At 66.4% G+C, this 16,051-nt stretch carries 17 protein-coding genes; 11 read left to right on the top strand and 6 right to left on the bottom strand.

The features are described 5' to 3' along the window. Positions 1–2: 2 nt before the first annotated feature. The gene (locus ACLMAL_RS06900; protein WP_411998310.1) at positions 3–455 is read left to right on the top strand and encodes a DUF4307 domain-containing protein; all 453 of its coding nucleotides are present in this window, start codon (positions 3–5) and stop codon (positions 453–455) included. Positions 456–761: 306 nt separating this feature from the next. Then, positions 762–1,256, top strand: a complete 495-nt coding sequence (gene greA / locus ACLMAL_RS06895) for a transcription elongation factor GreA (RefSeq protein WP_328405951.1) — start codon at positions 762–764, stop codon at positions 1,254–1,256. A 115-nt stretch (positions 1,257–1,371) separates the two neighbouring features. On the opposite strand, the gene ACLMAL_RS06890 is transcribed toward greA, so the two are convergent. Continuing rightward, on the bottom strand, positions 1,372–2,517 hold the full coding sequence (locus ACLMAL_RS06890; RefSeq protein ID WP_328405953.1) for a cystathionine gamma-synthase: 1,146 nt from the start codon (positions 2,515–2,517) through the stop codon (positions 1,372–1,374). A 194-nt stretch (positions 2,518–2,711) separates the two neighbouring features. Here ACLMAL_RS06890 and ACLMAL_RS06885 point away from each other — a divergent pair, with 194 nt between their 5' ends. After that, positions 2,712–3,887 (top strand): acyl-CoA dehydrogenase family protein, encoded by a 1,176-nt coding sequence (locus tag ACLMAL_RS06885; RefSeq protein WP_411998309.1) that lies wholly within the window; start codon positions 2,712–2,714, stop codon positions 3,885–3,887. A gap of 176 nt (positions 3,888–4,063) precedes the next feature. Here ACLMAL_RS06885 and ACLMAL_RS06880 read toward each other — a convergent pair whose 3' ends face one another. Next, positions 4,064–4,954, bottom strand: coding sequence for a mechanosensitive ion channel family protein (locus ACLMAL_RS06880; RefSeq protein ID WP_411998308.1), 891 nt, complete (start codon positions 4,952–4,954; stop codon positions 4,064–4,066). A 315-nt stretch (positions 4,955–5,269) separates the two neighbouring features. Between ACLMAL_RS06880 and ACLMAL_RS06875 the strand changes: the two genes are divergently transcribed. The 3 genes from ACLMAL_RS06875 to ACLMAL_RS06865 are packed head-to-tail and all read left to right on the top strand — an operon-like array spanning position 5,270 to position 7,498. Beyond that, on the top strand, positions 5,270–5,884 hold the full coding sequence (locus ACLMAL_RS06875) for a TetR/AcrR family transcriptional regulator (RefSeq protein WP_411998307.1): 615 nt from the start codon (positions 5,270–5,272) through the stop codon (positions 5,882–5,884). An 18-nt stretch (positions 5,885–5,902) separates the two neighbouring features. After that, on the top strand, positions 5,903–6,673 hold the full coding sequence (locus ACLMAL_RS06870) for a maleylpyruvate isomerase family mycothiol-dependent enzyme (protein WP_411998306.1): 771 nt from the start codon (positions 5,903–5,905) through the stop codon (positions 6,671–6,673). Positions 6,674–6,703: 30 nt separating this feature from the next. Continuing rightward, positions 6,704–7,498, top strand: a complete 795-nt coding sequence (locus ACLMAL_RS06865) for an MBL fold metallo-hydrolase (protein WP_411998305.1) — start codon at positions 6,704–6,706, stop codon at positions 7,496–7,498. Between the two features lie 111 nt (positions 7,499–7,609). Here ACLMAL_RS06865 and ACLMAL_RS06860 read toward each other — a convergent pair whose 3' ends face one another. After that, complete coding sequence (locus tag ACLMAL_RS06860) at positions 7,610–9,001, bottom strand: cystathionine beta-synthase (protein ID WP_411998304.1); 1,392 nt, start codon at positions 8,999–9,001, stop codon at positions 7,610–7,612. Positions 9,002–9,177: 176 nt separating this feature from the next. Between ACLMAL_RS06860 and ACLMAL_RS06855 the strand changes: the two genes are divergently transcribed. The 4 genes from ACLMAL_RS06855 to ACLMAL_RS06840 all read left to right on the top strand — a co-directional run bounded on the left by ACLMAL_RS06855 (position 9,178) and on the right by ACLMAL_RS06840 (position 12,406). Continuing rightward, entirely contained in the window at positions 9,178–9,639 is a 462-nt protein-coding gene (locus tag ACLMAL_RS06855; protein WP_411998303.1) for a hypothetical protein, read from the top strand. 63 nt (positions 9,640–9,702) lie between these two features. Then, positions 9,703–10,590 (top strand): SGNH/GDSL hydrolase family protein, encoded by an 888-nt coding sequence (locus ACLMAL_RS06850; RefSeq protein WP_411998302.1) that lies wholly within the window; start codon positions 9,703–9,705, stop codon positions 10,588–10,590. Between the two features lie 74 nt (positions 10,591–10,664). Beyond that, entirely contained in the window at positions 10,665–11,885 is a 1,221-nt protein-coding gene (locus ACLMAL_RS06845) for an acetyl-CoA C-acetyltransferase (RefSeq protein ID WP_406232989.1), read from the top strand. Between the two features lie 173 nt (positions 11,886–12,058). Continuing rightward, entirely contained in the window at positions 12,059–12,406 is a 348-nt protein-coding gene (locus ACLMAL_RS06840) for a DoxX family protein (protein WP_411998301.1), read from the top strand. Between the two features lie 74 nt (positions 12,407–12,480). Here the strand turns inward: ACLMAL_RS06840 and ACLMAL_RS06835 are convergent, their stop codons facing one another. The 3 genes from ACLMAL_RS06835 to ACLMAL_RS06825 form a co-directional block, all read right to left on the bottom strand. Next, complete coding sequence (locus tag ACLMAL_RS06835) at positions 12,481–13,335, bottom strand: Bax inhibitor-1/YccA family membrane protein (protein WP_411998300.1); 855 nt, start codon at positions 13,333–13,335, stop codon at positions 12,481–12,483. Between the two features lie 146 nt (positions 13,336–13,481). Then, positions 13,482–14,630, bottom strand: a complete 1,149-nt coding sequence (locus tag ACLMAL_RS06830) for a class I SAM-dependent methyltransferase (protein WP_411998299.1) — start codon at positions 14,628–14,630, stop codon at positions 13,482–13,484. A gap of 84 nt (positions 14,631–14,714) precedes the next feature. Next, entirely contained in the window at positions 14,715–15,320 is a 606-nt protein-coding gene (locus ACLMAL_RS06825) for a hypothetical protein (protein WP_406232995.1), read from the bottom strand. A 148-nt stretch (positions 15,321–15,468) separates the two neighbouring features. Here ACLMAL_RS06825 and ACLMAL_RS06820 point away from each other — a divergent pair, with 148 nt between their 5' ends. After that, positions 15,469–16,047, top strand: a complete 579-nt coding sequence (locus tag ACLMAL_RS06820; protein ID WP_411998298.1) for a hypothetical protein — start codon at positions 15,469–15,471, stop codon at positions 16,045–16,047. The last annotated feature ends 4 nt before the right edge of the window (positions 16,048–16,051 follow it).

Genomic DNA, 16,051 nt, shown 5'->3' with positions numbered 1-16,051 from the left:
TCATGACCGAGCCTGCGCCGGAATCCGCCGGTGATGCGGCCATCGAACGGCGCGCCGACCGCTACGGCACCGCGCCGCGCCGCAGACCGCGCTGGATTCCACCGGTTCTGGGCGGGGTCGTCGTGCTGCTCGGGTTGGGTGTCGCCTACCTCGGATGGCAGAAATACGGCCCCGAGGACATCGAGGCCGAGCAGCTCGGCTACGTCGTTGTGGACGACTCGACGCTGACCGTCCGGATGAAGATCACCCGCAACGATCCGCAGCAGCCGGTGGTGTGTTTCGTGCGGGCCATGGACAAGGACGGCACCGAGGTCGGCCGCCGCGAAGTCCTGGTGGAGCCGTCCGACAGCGGCACGATCGAGCTGTCCACGACCGTGCGGTCATCTTCGCGTGCCTCAGCGGGCAGCATCTACGCCTGCAGTGATCAGGTCCCTGAGTACCTTCGCGCGGGCTGACTATCTTCGAACGGCTGATCTATACCCCAGCCACGGCAAAACAAACTCCGACCTGCATGTTTATGATTCATGCTAAAATGGACTGATACACGGTTCCGGGGCTCGGAGCCGTGTTTGCTGCATTGGCGGCCAGCGCTGTCGGTTCCGGATTTTCGTATTTGCCCGGAGCAGAGGCCTGTCGGGGTTCGAAGAACTTCCCCAGGATGGCACTAGCCGTCGGCTGGTGCGTGCCCGCCCCCTGTGGGCACTGCAGCGGTTATCAGGGAATCCCGGCCTGCCGGGAACAACTACTAGGGAGTGATCGAGATGACTGAGACGCAAGTGACTTGGCTGACCCCGGAGTCGCACGACAGGCTCAAGGGTGAGCTCGACGCGCTCATTGCCAATCGTCCCGTCATCGCTGCCGAGATCAATGAACGCCGCGAAGAGGGCGACCTCAAGGAGAACGGTGGATACCACGCCGCTCGTGAGGAGCAGGGCCAGCAGGAGGCGCGCATCCGCCAGCTGCAGGAACTGCTGAACAATGCCAAGGTCGGCGTCGCACCGACGAAGGCAGGCGTCGCGCTCCCGGGCTCGGTCGTCAAGGTCTACTACGACGGCGACGAGTCCGACACCGAGACCTTCCTGATCGCGACCCGCGAAGAGGGTCTGAACGACTCCAAACTGGAGACCTACTCGCCCGCCTCGCCGCTCGGCGGCGCGTTGATCGACGCCAAGGTCGGCGAGACCCGTGAGTACACGCTGCCCAACGGCAACACCATGAAGGTGACGCTGGTCAGCGCGGAGCCCTACCACAGCTGACGCACCCGGCCGAGGCATTGCGCCCGGCCTCCTCGGATAGAGGAACCACGCTCTCCCCCGAACGCAAGCGGCCGCACCCGATTCCGGATGCGGCCGCTTCGTCATGTCCGATACCTCAGCCAGCGAGTGCCTGCTCGACATCGGCGATCAGGTCGCTGATGTCTTCGATGCCGACCGAAAGCCGCACCAGATCGGCGGGCACCTCGAGATCGGAGCCCTCGGTGGATGCGTGTGTCATCGCGGCGGGGTGCTCGATCAGCGATTCCACGCCGCCGAGCGATTCGGCCAGGGTGAAAATCTTGGTCCGCGAGCAGAAGTCGCGCGCCGCATCCGGGCCGCCGTGCAGCCGCACCGAGATCATGCCGCCGAAGCGCTTCATCTGCTTGTCGGCGATGAAGTGGCCGGGATGCTCGGCCAGCCCGGGGTAGATGACCTGTGAGATCGCAGGATGCCTGGTGAGGAACTCGGCGATGGCCTCCGCGTTGTCGCAGTGCCGATCCATCCGCAACGCGAGGGTCTTGGTGCCACGCAGGGTGAGGAAGGCGTCGAACGGGCCGGGCACCGCGCCCGCACCGTTCTGCAGGAAGGCAAATGCCGCGTCGAGCTCCGGGTCGTTGGTGATCAGCGCGCCACCGACCACGTCGGAGTGCCCGCCGAGGTACTTGGTGGTCGAATGCGTGACGATGTCGGCACCGAGCAGCAGTGGCTGCTGCAAGTACGGTGTCGCGAAGGTGTTGTCCACCACCAGTTTCGCGCCCGCCGTGTGCGCGACCTCGGCCAGTGCGGGGATGTCGCCGATGCTGAGCAGCGGGTTGGTCGGGGTCTCGATCCAGACCAGTTTGGTGTTCGGACGGATCGCGGCGCGCATCTCGTCGACGTTGAACACGTGGGCGGGCGAGTGCTCGATGCCCCACTGGCTGAACACCTTGTCGATCAGCCGGAAGGTGCCGCCGTAGGCGTCGTCGGGAATCACGATGTGGTCGCCGGGCCGCAGCGTGGCGCGCAGCGCACAGTCGGTTGCGGCCATGCCGGAGGCGAATGCCCGTCCGAAGCGGCCCGATTCGAGCGCGGCGAGGTTCGCCTCGAGCACGGTCCTGGTCGGGTTGCCGGTCCTGGCGTACTCGTAGCCGTCGCGCAGCCCGCCCACCCCGTCCTGGGCAAACGTCGAACTCGCGAAGATGGGCACGTTCACCGCACCGGTCCGCGGATCGGGATCGAATCCGGCGTGCACGGCCCGTGTAGAGAATCCCAACTCACTCATGGCCCCAGCCTAGATGGCGGTGAATTATGGGCAACTGGCTGGTGCGACCTCTTACTGCGTATACCGGGCCGCCTGTTCCCCGCCGCCCCTCGGCCATCGGCAGCAGGCGGCCGCGGCCAGTGTCCCGGAACCTTGTGACGGGCGGTCGGAGTGAGGCCGGTCTCGGTGCCGCCGATCCGAATTAGGCTGAGGCCATGGTGACTGTCGAAGAACTGTTCGCGATCGATGCCCTGCTGTCCGACGAGGAGCGCGAGATCCGGAATACCGTCGCGGCCTTCGCGAACCGACGGCTGCGACCGCATATCGCGGACTGGTTCGAATCGGGCACCTTTCCGGCCCGTGAGATCGCCCCTGAGCTGGGCAAACTCGGATTGCTCGGCATGCATCTGGACGGTTACGGGTGCGCGGGGATGTCGGCGACCACCTACGGGCTCGCCTGCCAGGAGCTCGAGGCGGTGGACTCGGGGGTGCGCAGCATGGTGTCGGTGCAGGGGTCACTGGCGATGACGGCGATCCATAAGTTCGGATCCGAGGAGCAGAAGCAGCAGTGGCTGCCCGAGATGGCGGTGGGCCGCGCGCTCGGCTGTTTCGGGCTCACCGAACCCGATTTCGGCTCCAACCCCGGTGGCATGCGGACCCGCGCCAAGCGCGACGGCGCCGACTGGGTGCTCAATGGATCGAAGATGTGGATCACCAACGGATCGGTGGCCGACGTCGCGGTGGTCTGGGCCCAGACCGAGGACGAGGGCAAACAGGTGGTTCGCGGATTCCTGGTACCTGCGGGCACGCCCGGGTTCACCGCGCGGGAGATGCATCGCAAGCTGTCGCTGCGCGCCTCGATCACCGCGGAACTGGACTTCAGCGATGTCCGGCTGCCTGCCGATGCCTTGCTGCCGCAGTCACGTGGGCTGAGCTCTCCGCTGGCCTGCCTGAGCGAGGCCCGTTTCGGCATCATCTTCGGTGCGCTCGGCGCGGCCCGCGACTGCCTGGCCGCGACCATCGAATACGCGAGGACCAGGGAAGTCTTCGACAAGCCACTGGCCGCCTACCAGTTGACCCAGGCGAAGCTGGCGGACATGGCGCTGGAGTTCGGCAAGGGCCAGCTGCTCGCGCTGCATCTGGGTCGGTTGAAAGACCAGGGTGTGGTGCGCCAGGAGCAGATCAGCGCGGGCAAGCTGAACAGCACACGGGAGGCCATCGCGATTGCCCGCGAATGCCGCACCATTCTGGGCGCCAACGGCATCACACTGGACTATCCGGTGTTGCGTCATGCGAACAACCTGGAGTCGGTGCTCACCTATGAGGGCACCGCGGAGGTCCACCAACTCGTGCTCGGCAAAGCGCTGACCGACGCGAATGCGTTTCGCTGAGAATTGAAATTGCCACGGATGTGCTGACGCAAGTCGGCTTAGACATTCGACTCTGCGACCAGCCGAGCGATTTCGCGAGGACATAATCCGGTCCGTGGCGCACCGTCCCATGACGCACGTCCGCCGCGAACCGGATCGGCCCGCGGCGGACATTGCACCTACTCGGTGTCGGCTGCCTATCGCATATCGCGCGGATCGCCGTACTGCGCATAGCCGCCCTGCGGATACCCGCCGTTCGAATACCCACCCTGCAAATACCCACCCGAATACGACCCGTCCGACGCCTCCGGCCGCCACTGCTGTCCACGGGCGGCCTGCTGATCCATCCACAGCTGCTCGCGCGACGCATCCTCTCGGCCACGGTTAAACGCCTCCGCATGCCCTTTCACCGCGGACATCTCCTCTTCGAGGTTGCTGAGCCAGCTGTCCCAGCGCCGCTGCATCGGACGGACCATGCCGCCGCCGACGCCGACCACCAGAATGCCGCCGATGGTGGCGAGGACAGTAATCAGAATCGGCATCGTGACCGAGGTCGCCACCCCGATCTGATTCAGTGCCGCAATGACGCCGCCACCCCAGATGAACATCGCGGCGAACCAGCCGAGCGTCGGGCCATAGGACAGACCGCCGAGCATGTTCGTGACGATGTCACGGACGGCGTGCGCGATCGCCGCCGCGATCACCACGATGACGATCGCAACCGCGGCCTTCGGCAGCCAGGAGACGATGCCGTTCAACATATCGCTGACCGGGTTCGGCCCGAATACGCCGAATCCGAGCTGCAGCGCGATAAGCAGGATCGCATAGTAGGCCAGCTTCACCAGTAGATCCGAAGCGTCATAGCGGCTGCGCGACAGTATTTGTTTGATCCCGCCCCGCTCGACGAGCCGGTCGAAGCCGACCCGCTCGAGCACTCGGTTCACGATCGCCGCGACCGTTTTCGCAACGATCCAACCGATGAGCAGGATGACGAGGAATCCGGCCAGCTTGGGGACAAATGTGGCGACGGAACTCCACGCGTCCGAGAACCCTTGCTGGAAATCGATAGCCGAACTGTAGGTGTGCACGGCCCATCCCTTCGCTATCCCGATTGTGTCCCGACGATTTGCCAGGGCAGCTTCCAGGCCGGTTATACCTCGGCGCGAGCATCGGAATCATCGATTTGCGAACAATTTGCCACACCCTCGGCGGCCTGATGTTCAGCTCTTCGTGCCGGCCCGAACCGTGGCGGTGCTGTGGGTGGTTCCGAACCGTCGGGGTCGGGAGGCGATCGCCGCACCTGGGGTCATCTGATCGGCCGCCGAAGCACCCCGGCTTCGGCGGCCGATCCGCGCGAGTGCGCGCTATTGACATTCGATGTGAACTGCATCACACTCCTAACTGTGTTAGGTGAATCTACTCGCAATAGGCAAGCCGAACGGCGTGAGGCAACTCGACAGGAGATCCTGGAGATTGCCTGGGAGTTGGCGCGGGAACACGGCCTCCCGCAGCTGACGCTGCGCGAAGTGGCGAGCCGGGTCGGCATGCGGGCCCCCTCGCTGTACACGCACTTCGCTTCGAAGAACGCCATTTACGACGCGATGTTCGGCCAGGCCTGGCAGGAGTACGAGCGAGTGTCCCAGCGCGCGATCGCGGAGCTGCCCGCCTCGCCTCGGGCACAGATGCGGGTACTGTCCCGAGCCTTCTTCGACTTCGCGGTCGCCGATCTGGCGCGCTACCAGTTGATGAACCAGCGGACCATCCCCAGCTTCGTACCGTCGTCGGAGTCGTATGCGCCGTCCGTCCGGGTACTGCACCAGGGCCTCGAACTACTCGCGAATATCGGTGTCACCGATCGCGGCGATGTCGAGATCTGGTTCGCCCTCCTGGCCGGACTCATCGATCAGCAGCTGGCCAACGACCCGGGCGGCGACAGCAGACGCAGGCTGCTCGATCGCGCAGTGGATATGTGGGCCGATGGTGTCGACCTGGCACACGACAGCGGAACAACCGAGTGACAGCGCAAGGAAGCGACCATGACAACGATGAGCACCAGCGAACGGACCGAGCTCCGCCGACCCACGCTCGACCATCCCGAGGCAATGCGGCTGGCGGCAACGGAATACACGCGCATTGCGCAAGCGGTGGCCGGACTCGCCCCCGATGACTGGGCGAAGCCCACCGAATGCACGGAATGGACTGTGCACCAACTGATTTCGCATGTAGTCGGCATGGCCGCAATGGCGGCCTCCCCGCGAGAGAACTTCCGGCAGAACCGGATCGCGAACAAGCGACCGGGCGGCGAAGCCGAAACGATCGACGCGCTGACCGCACTGCAGGTCCGCGAGTTCGGCGAGCACACGCCTGCGGAGCTCACCGCGCTACTCGCGAAGCTCGGCCCCCGAGCCGCCCGGATGCGCCGCCGCATACCCGGATTCATCCGCCGTCGGCCGATGCCGGGTTCGCAGCTGGTCAACGGCGTCGCCGAAAGATGGAGCCTCGGCTACCCGATCGACATCATCCTGACCCGGGACCCCTGGATGCACCGGATCGACCTGTGCCGGGCCACCGGCCAGGATCTGGTGCTCACCGCCGACCACGACGGACGCATAGTCGACAACGTCGTTCGCGAATGGGCCCAGCGCCACGGTATGCCCTACCGGTTGACGCTCACCGGACCGGCGGGCGGCGCCTGGTCATCCGCCGACGCACCTGATCCGCTCGAACTCGACGCCATCGAGTTCTGCCGGGCACTCTCCGGCCGCGGCGAAGCAACCGGCTTGCTGCGCACCCAGGTCCCGTTCTGACTCGCGCCGACCAACCCTTTCGAGGACGCCATGAACATCCATCAGCTCACCGCCGATGTCACCGCGCTCAGTGACTGCGCCGAGGTGCCTGGTCTCGGGTTCATCCCGGTCAACGCTTTCGTTCTGCACGCCGCTGAGCCGGTCGTCATCGACACCGGTTTGAGCAACTCCGACAAGGACTTCCGCACCGAGCTCGGGCAGGTCATCGATCCCTCCGACGTGCGCTGGATCTGGCTCACCCACCCGGACCGCGATCACACCGGCGGGCTGTGGAGCCTGCTCGACGCCGCACCGCACGCCCGCATCGTCACGACCTTCGCCGGCGTCGGAATCATGTCCTGCGAGTGGACAATTCCGCTCGATCGGGTGTTTCTGCTCAACCCAGGGCAGCAATTGGATGTCGGGGATCGCACACTGATCGGCTTCCGGCCGCCGCTGTTCGACAACCCCGCTACGGTCGGCGTTTTCGATACCGGCTCCGGGGCACTGTTCAGCTCCGACTGTTTCGGCGCGCCATTGCCCAGCGCGGAGATCGCCATGGGCGCCGATGTGCGCGCCGCCGGACCGGAGTTGCCGCAGGCACAGCTGCTGTGGGCCACGGTGGACAGCCCATGGGTACACACCGCCGATCCCGAAAAGTACTCGGCCACTGTGGATCCGATTCGCAAGCTGGATCCGTCCGGCATCTTCAGCACACACCTGCCGCCCGCCATCGGCATGAACGATCACATGTTCGATACGATCTCGGCGGCCCCGACGGCTCCCCCCTTCGTCGGGCCGGATCAGCAGGCGCTGGAAGCGATGCTCACGACATTCGAACCCTGACCATCGGATAACCCTGCTACGCCACCGATCCGGCAGGCCGCGCCGATAGCGGGCCGCGGCGGCCCCGGGATCGCCGGGCCTTCGGATTCAGCCCGGCGATCATGAGGAAAATCAGTGGCCGATGCTGCCCGTGCTCAGGAAGCCGAGGAGGTCGTGGCGGGTAATGACGCCGACGGGCTTGCCTTCCTCCACCACCATGAGAGCGTCGGTGTCCGACAGCGCCTTGGTCGCGGCGGAGATCGGTTCGCCGGAACCGATCAGCGGGAACGACGGGCTCATGTGCTTGGCGACCGGATCCGTCAGGTGCGCGCGGCCTTCGAACACCGCGGAGAGCAGATCGCGTTCGGAGACGCTGCCCGCGACCTCGCCCGCCATCACCGGCGGCTCGGCGCCGACGACCGGCATTTGCGAGACGCCGTATTCGCGCAGAATCTCGATGGCGTCGCGCAGGGTCTCCGACGGGTGCGTGTGCACCAGATCGGGCAGCCCGCCCGACTTGCCGCGCAGCACGTCACCGACGAGCGGCTCGTCGGTGGTGCCGTCGAGACGCTCACGCAGGAAGCCGTAGGAGCTCATCCACTCGTCGTTGAAGATCTTGGACAGGTAGCCGCGGCCGCCGTCGGGCAGCAGTACCACGATGAGCGCGTCCGGATCGCGGCGCGCGACCTCGATGGCCGCCACCACCGCCATGCCGCACGAGCCGCCGACGAGCAGTCCCTCCTCGCGGGCGAGCCTGCGGGTCATGTCGAAGGAGTCGGCATCGGAGACCGCGATGATCTCGTTGGGGATGGCCGCGTCGTAGGCGGACGGCCAGAAGTCTTCGCCGACGCCCTCGACCAGGTACGGACGCCCGGTGCCGCCGGAGTACACCGAGCCCTCCGGGTCGGCGCCGATGATCTTCACCTTGCCGCCGGAGACCTCCTTGAGGTACCGACCGGTGCCGGTGATGGTGCCGCCGGTGCCGACGCCCGCCACGAAATGGGTGACCTTGCCGTCGGTGTCGCGCCAGATCTCGGGGCCGGTGGTCTCGTAGTGGCTATCGGGTCCACCGGGGTTGGAATACTGGTCGGGCTTCCATGCGCCGTCGATCTCGCGTACCAGCCGGTCGGAGACGTTGTAGTAGCTGTCCGGGTGATCCGGCGGCACGGCGGTCGGGCACACCACGACCTCGGCGCCGTAGGCCCGCAGCACATTGCGCTTGTCCTCGCTGACCTTGTCCGGGCAGACGAACACACACTTGTAGCCGCGCTGCTGGGCGACTAGGGCGAGGCCGACGCCGGTGTTGCCCGAGGTGGGTTCGACGATCGTGCCGCCGGGCTGCAACTGCCCGGATTTCTCGGCGGCCTCGATCATCTTCACCGCGATCCGGTCCTTGGAACTGCCGCCAGGATTCAGGTACTCGATCTTGGCGGCCACCACGCCGGCGTTCGGTCCCACCACAGAGTTCAACCGGACCAGCGGTGTATTGCCGATGAGGTCCACGACATGATCCGCGATGCGCATGGCACCCATCGTTGCAGAACCGTCGTCCGGGCAGCCCACCGCCATGTTCTCTACTACCCGGCACCCGGCCGAACACCCTTGGCCCGCACCGCAGAGCCGGTAGATGTGAATTCGGGCACGCCACGTCTGTCGTGACTACCGGCAATCCGTCGCACCCGCGCCTAGGATCTCTGAGCATGAGGCAGCCGAACATCGCCCGTGCCGCTGCGGTTCTGGCCGGATCGGCGGTGGCCGTGATCGTCGGATCCGGTGCACAGGCGAACGCGACGACCGTCGAGTTCCCCCAGGTGCCCACGCTGGCCACCGGCGGACTGTGCTGGACGAACGTCAGAACCTGGGTCGAGACCAACCAGGAATGGCCTGGCCGTGCCATATTCAACGTCCGTGCCCTGCCGGTCTCCGGGATCGGTCCCGGCGCGTACCCGTTTGCGCCGCTGTGCGAGGTCTACACCACCGTCGCTTGGCGCAATATGACCACCGGCGCGACGGGCGCTTACAACAACATCGTGGTCACCGGCATCTACGGCAGCATCCAATACTCGCTGTTCCAGGACACCGGCCCCGGCCGTGTCGAGGTCACCGTCACCACCAACAACGTCAGTATCCCGGCCCGCGGCTGGTTCGACATGCCCGCCTGAGGTCATCGAGTGAACCGCCCGGCGGAATTGTGTCCGCCGCGTGCGTCCGTAAAATTTCTCCCCGTGAGCACACCACGGATCAGCTGGCGGATCGCGGCAGTCACCAGTGCCGCAACCGTACTGGCCGGTTCCGGCGCGGGGACGGCATCCTGGGCGGCATATCGCCTGCTCATGGCGCAGGCGGGGGTGGCGAGGGGCGTGATCGGGCGCGACACCTCGAAACCACCGGAGGCCGACGGAATCTACACCGCAGGATGCCTCGTGCCGCAGCCATGGCGAGCCGGTGTGCACGCGGATCTGCACTTGATGATCTTCGGTGATTCCACCGCAGGCGGCGTCGGCTGTCACAGCGCCGAGGAGGTGCCCGGCGTGCGCATCGCCCGTGGCCTCGCCGAGGCCACCGGACAGCGAATTCGGCTGAGCACCAAGGCGATATCGGGGGCCACCTCCAAAGGACTTGCCGGCCAGGTCGACGCGATGTTCGTGGCGGGGCCGCCGCCGGACGCCGCGGTCATCCTGATCGGCGCCAACGACATCACCAAGAAGCATTCCATCCGGGCTTCAGCGCGCAGACTGGCCAGCGCGGTGGCGCGGCTGCGCCGAGCCGACGCCATCGTGGTGGTCGGCACCTGCCCGAATCTCGGCATCGTCACCGCGATTCCGCAGCCGCTGCGGACCGTGGTGCAGAACTGGAGCGCTCGACTGGCTCGGGCCCAGACCGTGGCGACCACCGTCGCGGGCGGGCGCCCGGTGCAGATGGGCAATCTGCTCGCGCCCGAGTTCCGCGCCGCCCCCGAGTTGATGTTCGCCGCCGACGGATTCCACCCTTCGGCGGCGGGCTACGAACTGGCTGCGGCGCTGCTGCTGCCCGCACTGATCGACGCGCTGAACGAGGCGACCCCCGCTTCCCGCCCAGCAGGACGCGACGTAGATTCGATGAGAACGCACTAGTAACAAACGGTTCGCGGAGTGTGCTCGGACAACGTCTGAACGCCAACACTTACCGTCCCAACAAAGGAGTCCTCATGCCCGAGGCCGTCATCGTTTCGACCGCCCGCTCCCCGATCGGCCGCGCCGCCAAAGGCTCGTTGGTCGATATGCGGCCCGACGATCTGACGACGCAGATCGTGCGCGCGGCGCTCGACAAGGTTCCTGCGCTGGACCCGGCCCAGATCGACGACCTGATCCTCGGCTGCGGTTCGCCCGGCGGTGAGCAGGGCTTCAACCTCGCCCGCATCGTCGCCGTGCAGCTCGGCTACGACTTCGTGCCCGGCACCACCGTGCACCGCTACTGCGCCTCGTCGCTGCAGTCCACCCGGATGGCGTTCCACGCGATCAAAGCCGGCGAGGGTGACGTATTCATCTCCGCGGGTGTGGAGACGGTGTCCCGCTACAAGAACGGCTCCGCCGACAGCTGGCCGAACACGCAGAACTCGCTCTTCGACGAGGCGAAGGCGCGCACCGCGAAGGCCGCCGAGGGCGGCGCGGGCATCTGGCACGACCCGCGCGAAGACGGCCTGATCCCGGACGCCTACATCGCGATGGGCCAGACCGCGGAGAATGTCGCGTCCCTCACCGGCATCACTCGTGAGGACCAGGACCGCTGGGGCGTTCGCTCGCAGAACCGGGCTGAGGCAGCCATCAAGGCCGGTTTCTTCGAGCGCGAGATCACCCCGATCACCCTCCCCGACGGCACAGTCGTTTCCAAGGACGACGGCCCGCGCGCCGGTGTCACCTACGAGGCGGTCAGCCAGCTCAAGCCGGTCTTCCGGCCGGACGGCAGCATTACCGCCGGTAACTGCTGCCCGCTCAACGACGGCGCCGCCGCGCTGGTCATCATGAGCGACACCAAGGCCAAGGAACTCGGCCTGACCCCGCTGGCGCGCATCGTGTCCACCGGTGTCTCCGGCCTTTCCCCCGAGATCATGGGCCTCGGCCCGATCGAGGCCATCAAGCGCGCCCTGGCGCTGGCAGGCAAGACGGTCGATGACATCGACCTGTTCGAGATCAACGAGGCGTTCGCGGTGCAGGTGCTCGGCTCTGCCCGCGAGCTGAAGATCGACGAGGACAAGCTGAACGTCTCCGGCGGCGCGATCGCGCTCGGCCACCCGTTCGGCATGACCGGCGCCCGCATCACCACCACGCTGCTCAACAACCTCCAGACCTACGACAAGCAGTTCGGCGTGGAATCCATGTGCGTCGGCGGCGGCCAGGGCATGGCAATGGTCATCGAGCGCCTCAGCTAGTTACGACAATCGAACGGCTCCCTGTCCGGCGGACAGGGAGCCGTTCGGCGTTTCACGCCCACGGCGTCCGATCAGGCCGGATGCGGGTTCAGCTCGTCGATGTCACACTTCCCGACCGGGTTCCGTCTTCTGAGCAACATCGAGTTGAACAACCCATCGAGGAGCCCACTCCCATGCACACCGCCTACCTCATCGTCACCGTCCTCGCCGCCGCCTGGGTCGGCTTCTCCGGCTTCTCGCTGCTGCGGCGCGCCAAGTTCGTGGTGGACCCGCTGGTCGAATACGGCGTCCCCGAGTCGTGGTGGACCTGGCTCGGCCTCGCCAAGACCGCAGGCGCGATCGGCCTGGTCGCCGGCCTGTGGATCCCCGTCATCGGCTATGCCGCCGCGGTCGGCATCGTGCTCTATTTCGCGGGTGCCATCATCACCAACATCCGCGCCCGTGCCTACTCCAGCATCCCCTTCCCGCTGCTGTATATGGTTCCGGTCATCGTCGCGGTGGGGCTCGGCGCCGCCGCCTGATGGCGACCGACCGTCGCCGCAACGACAAACGGCTCCCCATCCGAGATCGGATGGGGAGCCGTTGCTTGTCAGGGTCAGTCGTTGTTGAAGTAACTCAGCAAGCGCAGGATCTCGACGTAGAGCCAGACCAGGGTGACGGTCAGGCCGAGCGCGACGCCCCAGGCCGCCTTCTCCGGCGCCTGTGCGCGGATCAGCTGATCGGCGGCGTCGAAGTCGAGCAGGAAGCTGAATGCCGCGATCACGATGACGACGAGGCTGAACACGATGGCCAGCGGGCCGCCGTCACGCAGGCCGAGGCCGCCATCGATGAAGTAGCTGGCGATCGCGTTGCCGAGCGCCAGGACGAGCACGCCGATCATGGCGCCGATGACCATCCTGGTGAAGCGCGGGGTGACCCGGACCGCGCCGGTCTTGTAGACCACGAGCATGCCCGCGAACACACCGAAGGTGCCGAGCACGGCCTGCGCGATCATGGCGCTGCCGCCGACCCCGCCGAACTCGATATTCGTGAATATGAACGACAGCGCGCCGACGAATAGGCCCTCGAACACCGCATAGGACAACACAATGACCGGGTTGTCCATCTTGCGCGCGAAGGTAGCGACCAGCACCAGCACCAGGCCGACGAGGCCACCGCCGAAAACGAACAGCGGCGCGAGCGAGTTGTTCGCGTTGGTCAGGCCGTAGGAGATGATCGCCGAAAGTGCGAGCACGCCGAGCGTGACCGCGGTCTTGGTCACCACATCGTCGATGGTCATCGCGCGCGTGGCGGGGGCCTGCTGATACGGCTGCTGATAGGGCTGGCCGTACTGGTTACCGAACTGCTGACCCAGCTGGCCCGCGCCAGTCATCCCTGACCCGAAGTTGGCATAGCCACCGCCCTCTTGCCGAGGGAGATTTCTGAAAACCGGATTGCTTGTCGTGCGCACCGTGAATGCCTTTCTGGAGTCGTGGCCCACGCTCGCCGTGGCCGTTGGTCACTCGATATCCAACTACCCGTCCAACGCGTGTCGGCTGTGCCGAGTTCCCGGAGTCAGGCTCCAGCAACTCAACGAGACGGACAATTCGGACTCTACTATCGATGCGCGTCGTGCAGCCCACGCACCGACCGCGTCACCGTGAACTTTCGATTGCGACCGATCACTTCGGTCTGCCCGACCATCCGCTCGATCACCCCTCGATAATTCAGGTGCGAGTTGAAGACGGTCCAGAGCTCACCGCCGGGACGCAGCACTCGGCCGGTCTCGGTGAACATCTTGATCGCCGAGCCGGTGTGCACGGCCGCGCCGACATGGAACGGCGGATTGCACAGCACCAGATCGGCGCTGTTGTCGGCGGCCGAGGACATCGCGTCATCGCGCACCACCGTCACTCGGTCGGCGACGCCGTTGGCTTCGGCCGTCGCCCGCGCCGAGGCCACCGCCGCGGCCGACTGATCGGTGCCGAGGACGGTGATGCCCGGTCGTGCCTTCGCCAGTGTGACCGCGAGGATTCCGGTGCCGCAGCCGAGGTCGATGGCGTCGCGAGCGTCGGGCTTCATCCACTTCAGGTGCTGCAGCAGGAACCTGGTTCCGATGTCGAGGCGAGCCCCGGAGAAGGCAGCGCCGTGCGCGACGACATCGATGTCGAGATCGTCGATCCGCTCCCGCACCGGGAACGGCAGCTCGCCAACCGGTTTCGGCCCCGCGACTAGCAGGGTGCGCGACTTCTGCCTGCCGCGACTGGCGCGCACCTCCGAAAAGGACTCGGCGAGTAGGTCGTTCATCGATGTGGTGAGGTATTTGTCGCGACCACCCGCGAACACCTGGACCTTGGGGTCGGCGTAGCGCGCGATGGCGTCGGCGACCTCGGCGAGCCCGGCGAGGACCCGCGGCAGCCGCAGCAACACCACCTGCACGTTCGCGAGCAGGCTGTCGGTGAGTGGCTGCGCGCTGTAGCGATCCGCGAGTCCGAGCGCGCGGGCGTTGTTGGCCAGCGCCAGCTCGCCGGTGAGCAGGTCCTGATGCACCCGGACATCGCGCAGGTCGTGCCCGGCGATCGCACCGAGGGTGAGCGCACCGTAATTATCGCCGATAACGGCTATTCTCCCGCTACCAGCCGCGGCGATCGCGTCGTCGGCGACATCGAGGATCAGCCGATCGGCGGCATCCACGGCGTAGAGGTTTTGAGCCTCCACATCCGGATACCGCCGCAGTCGGCCAAGTACTTCCTCGACAGTTCCCACGCGTCAAGTGTGCTAGATCGTTGCCGCGCGATCTCGTCGGGGCCGGGAAAACCACCGAGCTACTGCGCCGCAACGGGATCCGGATCAGCTTGCCGTAGCCTTGCCGCCGCTCGGCGCCACCGCGAACCAGGTGCCACCAACGCCTTGGCCGAGCAGATCACCCGCGTTCTTATCCTTCCCGAAGTAGTACACCGGCCAGCCGCCGACAGTGACTTGACATGCACCGTCGGCACGTTCGATGAATCCGACGCGCTGCGGGTCGACGCCGGCCACATAGATCGACTGATTTCGGGCGACGGTCAGCGGCGGCCAGGTGACGGCGCACTGCCCGGCGCAATTGGAGGCCGACGGATTGGCGGTGTCCTTGTCGAACCGGTACAGCGATCGACCGGCTCCGTCCGAGACATACTGTCCGACACTCGGATTGCTGGTCACATTGAGCTGCACCGCATTTGCGCCCGCCGGAGCGGGCCCGTCGTAGATCTTCAGCCAGCCCTGCGTCTTCGCAACCGCGGGCACCTGTCCTGCCTGCGGCGCAGGGGCGGCGGCGGACGCCGGCGGGACCGAACTGGTAACGGCGACCGGTTTCGCCGGTTCGGCGCCTCCGCACGCAGTCAGCAATCCGGCGAGTGCCACCGCGGCAGCGGCGAACGGTAGCGCAGAACGACGGAAGCTTGTGGTCGACAGCATTTTTCGAATCCCTCCATGGATCGTGGTGCACCCGGTGCACCCGGTCACCGATAACTACGTGGCAGCCGCCCGCCTGGTTCACCGGCATCGGCAACCGCATCGTGCAAATCATCGGCAACATTCGATTCGACGGCTACCATCGGGCCCTATGCGCACAAGGATGGTGTTGGCAGCCGCCGCCGCAGCGGTACTGCTCGCCGGCTGTGATGACGACGGGACTGCCACCTCGGGCTCCCCGACCACATCGGCTGCGAGCACGCTCGCCGACGCGACACCACGGTCCACACCAGATGACGCGCAACCGAAGCGGGGCAAACCCTCCGGCGACGCAGGCCTCACGGTGACCGATATTCGGATCGGCCACCAACCCGGATTCGACCGTGTGGTCTACGACCTCGGCGGTGTCGGCGTCCCGGGCTGGATCGTGCAATATGCCGACCGAGCCGTCCAGGACGGCAGCGGCACGATCATCGACGTAGCGGGCCGCTCGATCCTCGAGGTCCAGATCACCGGCTCCGCGTATCCCTTCGACAGCGGCGCAACCCCCTACGCGGGTCCCGACCCCGCCACCGACCCCAGCGCCCCCGCGGTCGCCGGCGTCTACCGGTCCGGCGTCTTCGAAGGCACCACCCAGTCCTTTATCGGCGTGCACGCCGACCGCCCACCATTCTCCGTGACCACCCTCACCAACCCCACCCGCCTGGTCATCGACATAGCCACGCCATGACGAG

This window comes from Nocardia sp. CWNU-33 (assembly GCF_046764895.1).
In the GTDB taxonomy this organism is placed as follows: Bacteria; Actinomycetota; Actinomycetes; order Mycobacteriales; family Mycobacteriaceae; genus Nocardia.
This window is presented reverse-complemented; position numbering and strand designations above follow the sequence as displayed.

Coding starts and splice junctions, on each gene's coding strand:
- ACLMAL_RS06900 (WP_411998310.1), top strand. CDS start 3: ATGACCGAGCCTGCGCCGGAATCCGCCGGTGATGCGGCCATCGAACGG.
- greA (WP_328405951.1), top strand. CDS start 762: ATGACTGAGACGCAAGTGACTTGGCTGACCCCGGAGTCGCACGACAGG.
- ACLMAL_RS06890 (WP_328405953.1), bottom strand. CDS start 2,517: ATGAGTGAGTTGGGATTCTCTACACGGGCCGTGCACGCCGGATTCGAT.
- ACLMAL_RS06885 (WP_411998309.1), top strand. CDS start 2,712: ATGGTGACTGTCGAAGAACTGTTCGCGATCGATGCCCTGCTGTCCGAC.
- ACLMAL_RS06870 (WP_411998306.1), top strand. CDS start 5,903: ATGACAACGATGAGCACCAGCGAACGGACCGAGCTCCGCCGACCCACG.
- ACLMAL_RS06865 (WP_411998305.1), top strand. CDS start 6,704: ATGAACATCCATCAGCTCACCGCCGATGTCACCGCGCTCAGTGACTGC.
- ACLMAL_RS06860 (WP_411998304.1), bottom strand. CDS start 9,001: ATGCGCATCGCGGATCATGTCGTGGACCTCATCGGCAATACACCGCTG.
- ACLMAL_RS06855 (WP_411998303.1), top strand. CDS start 9,178: ATGAGGCAGCCGAACATCGCCCGTGCCGCTGCGGTTCTGGCCGGATCG.
- ACLMAL_RS06845 (WP_406232989.1), top strand. CDS start 10,665: ATGCCCGAGGCCGTCATCGTTTCGACCGCCCGCTCCCCGATCGGCCGC.
- ACLMAL_RS06840 (WP_411998301.1), top strand. CDS start 12,059: ATGCACACCGCCTACCTCATCGTCACCGTCCTCGCCGCCGCCTGGGTC.
- ACLMAL_RS06825 (WP_406232995.1), bottom strand. CDS start 15,320: ATGCTGTCGACCACAAGCTTCCGTCGTTCTGCGCTACCGTTCGCCGCT.
- ACLMAL_RS06820 (WP_411998298.1), top strand. CDS start 15,469: ATGCGCACAAGGATGGTGTTGGCAGCCGCCGCCGCAGCGGTACTGCTC.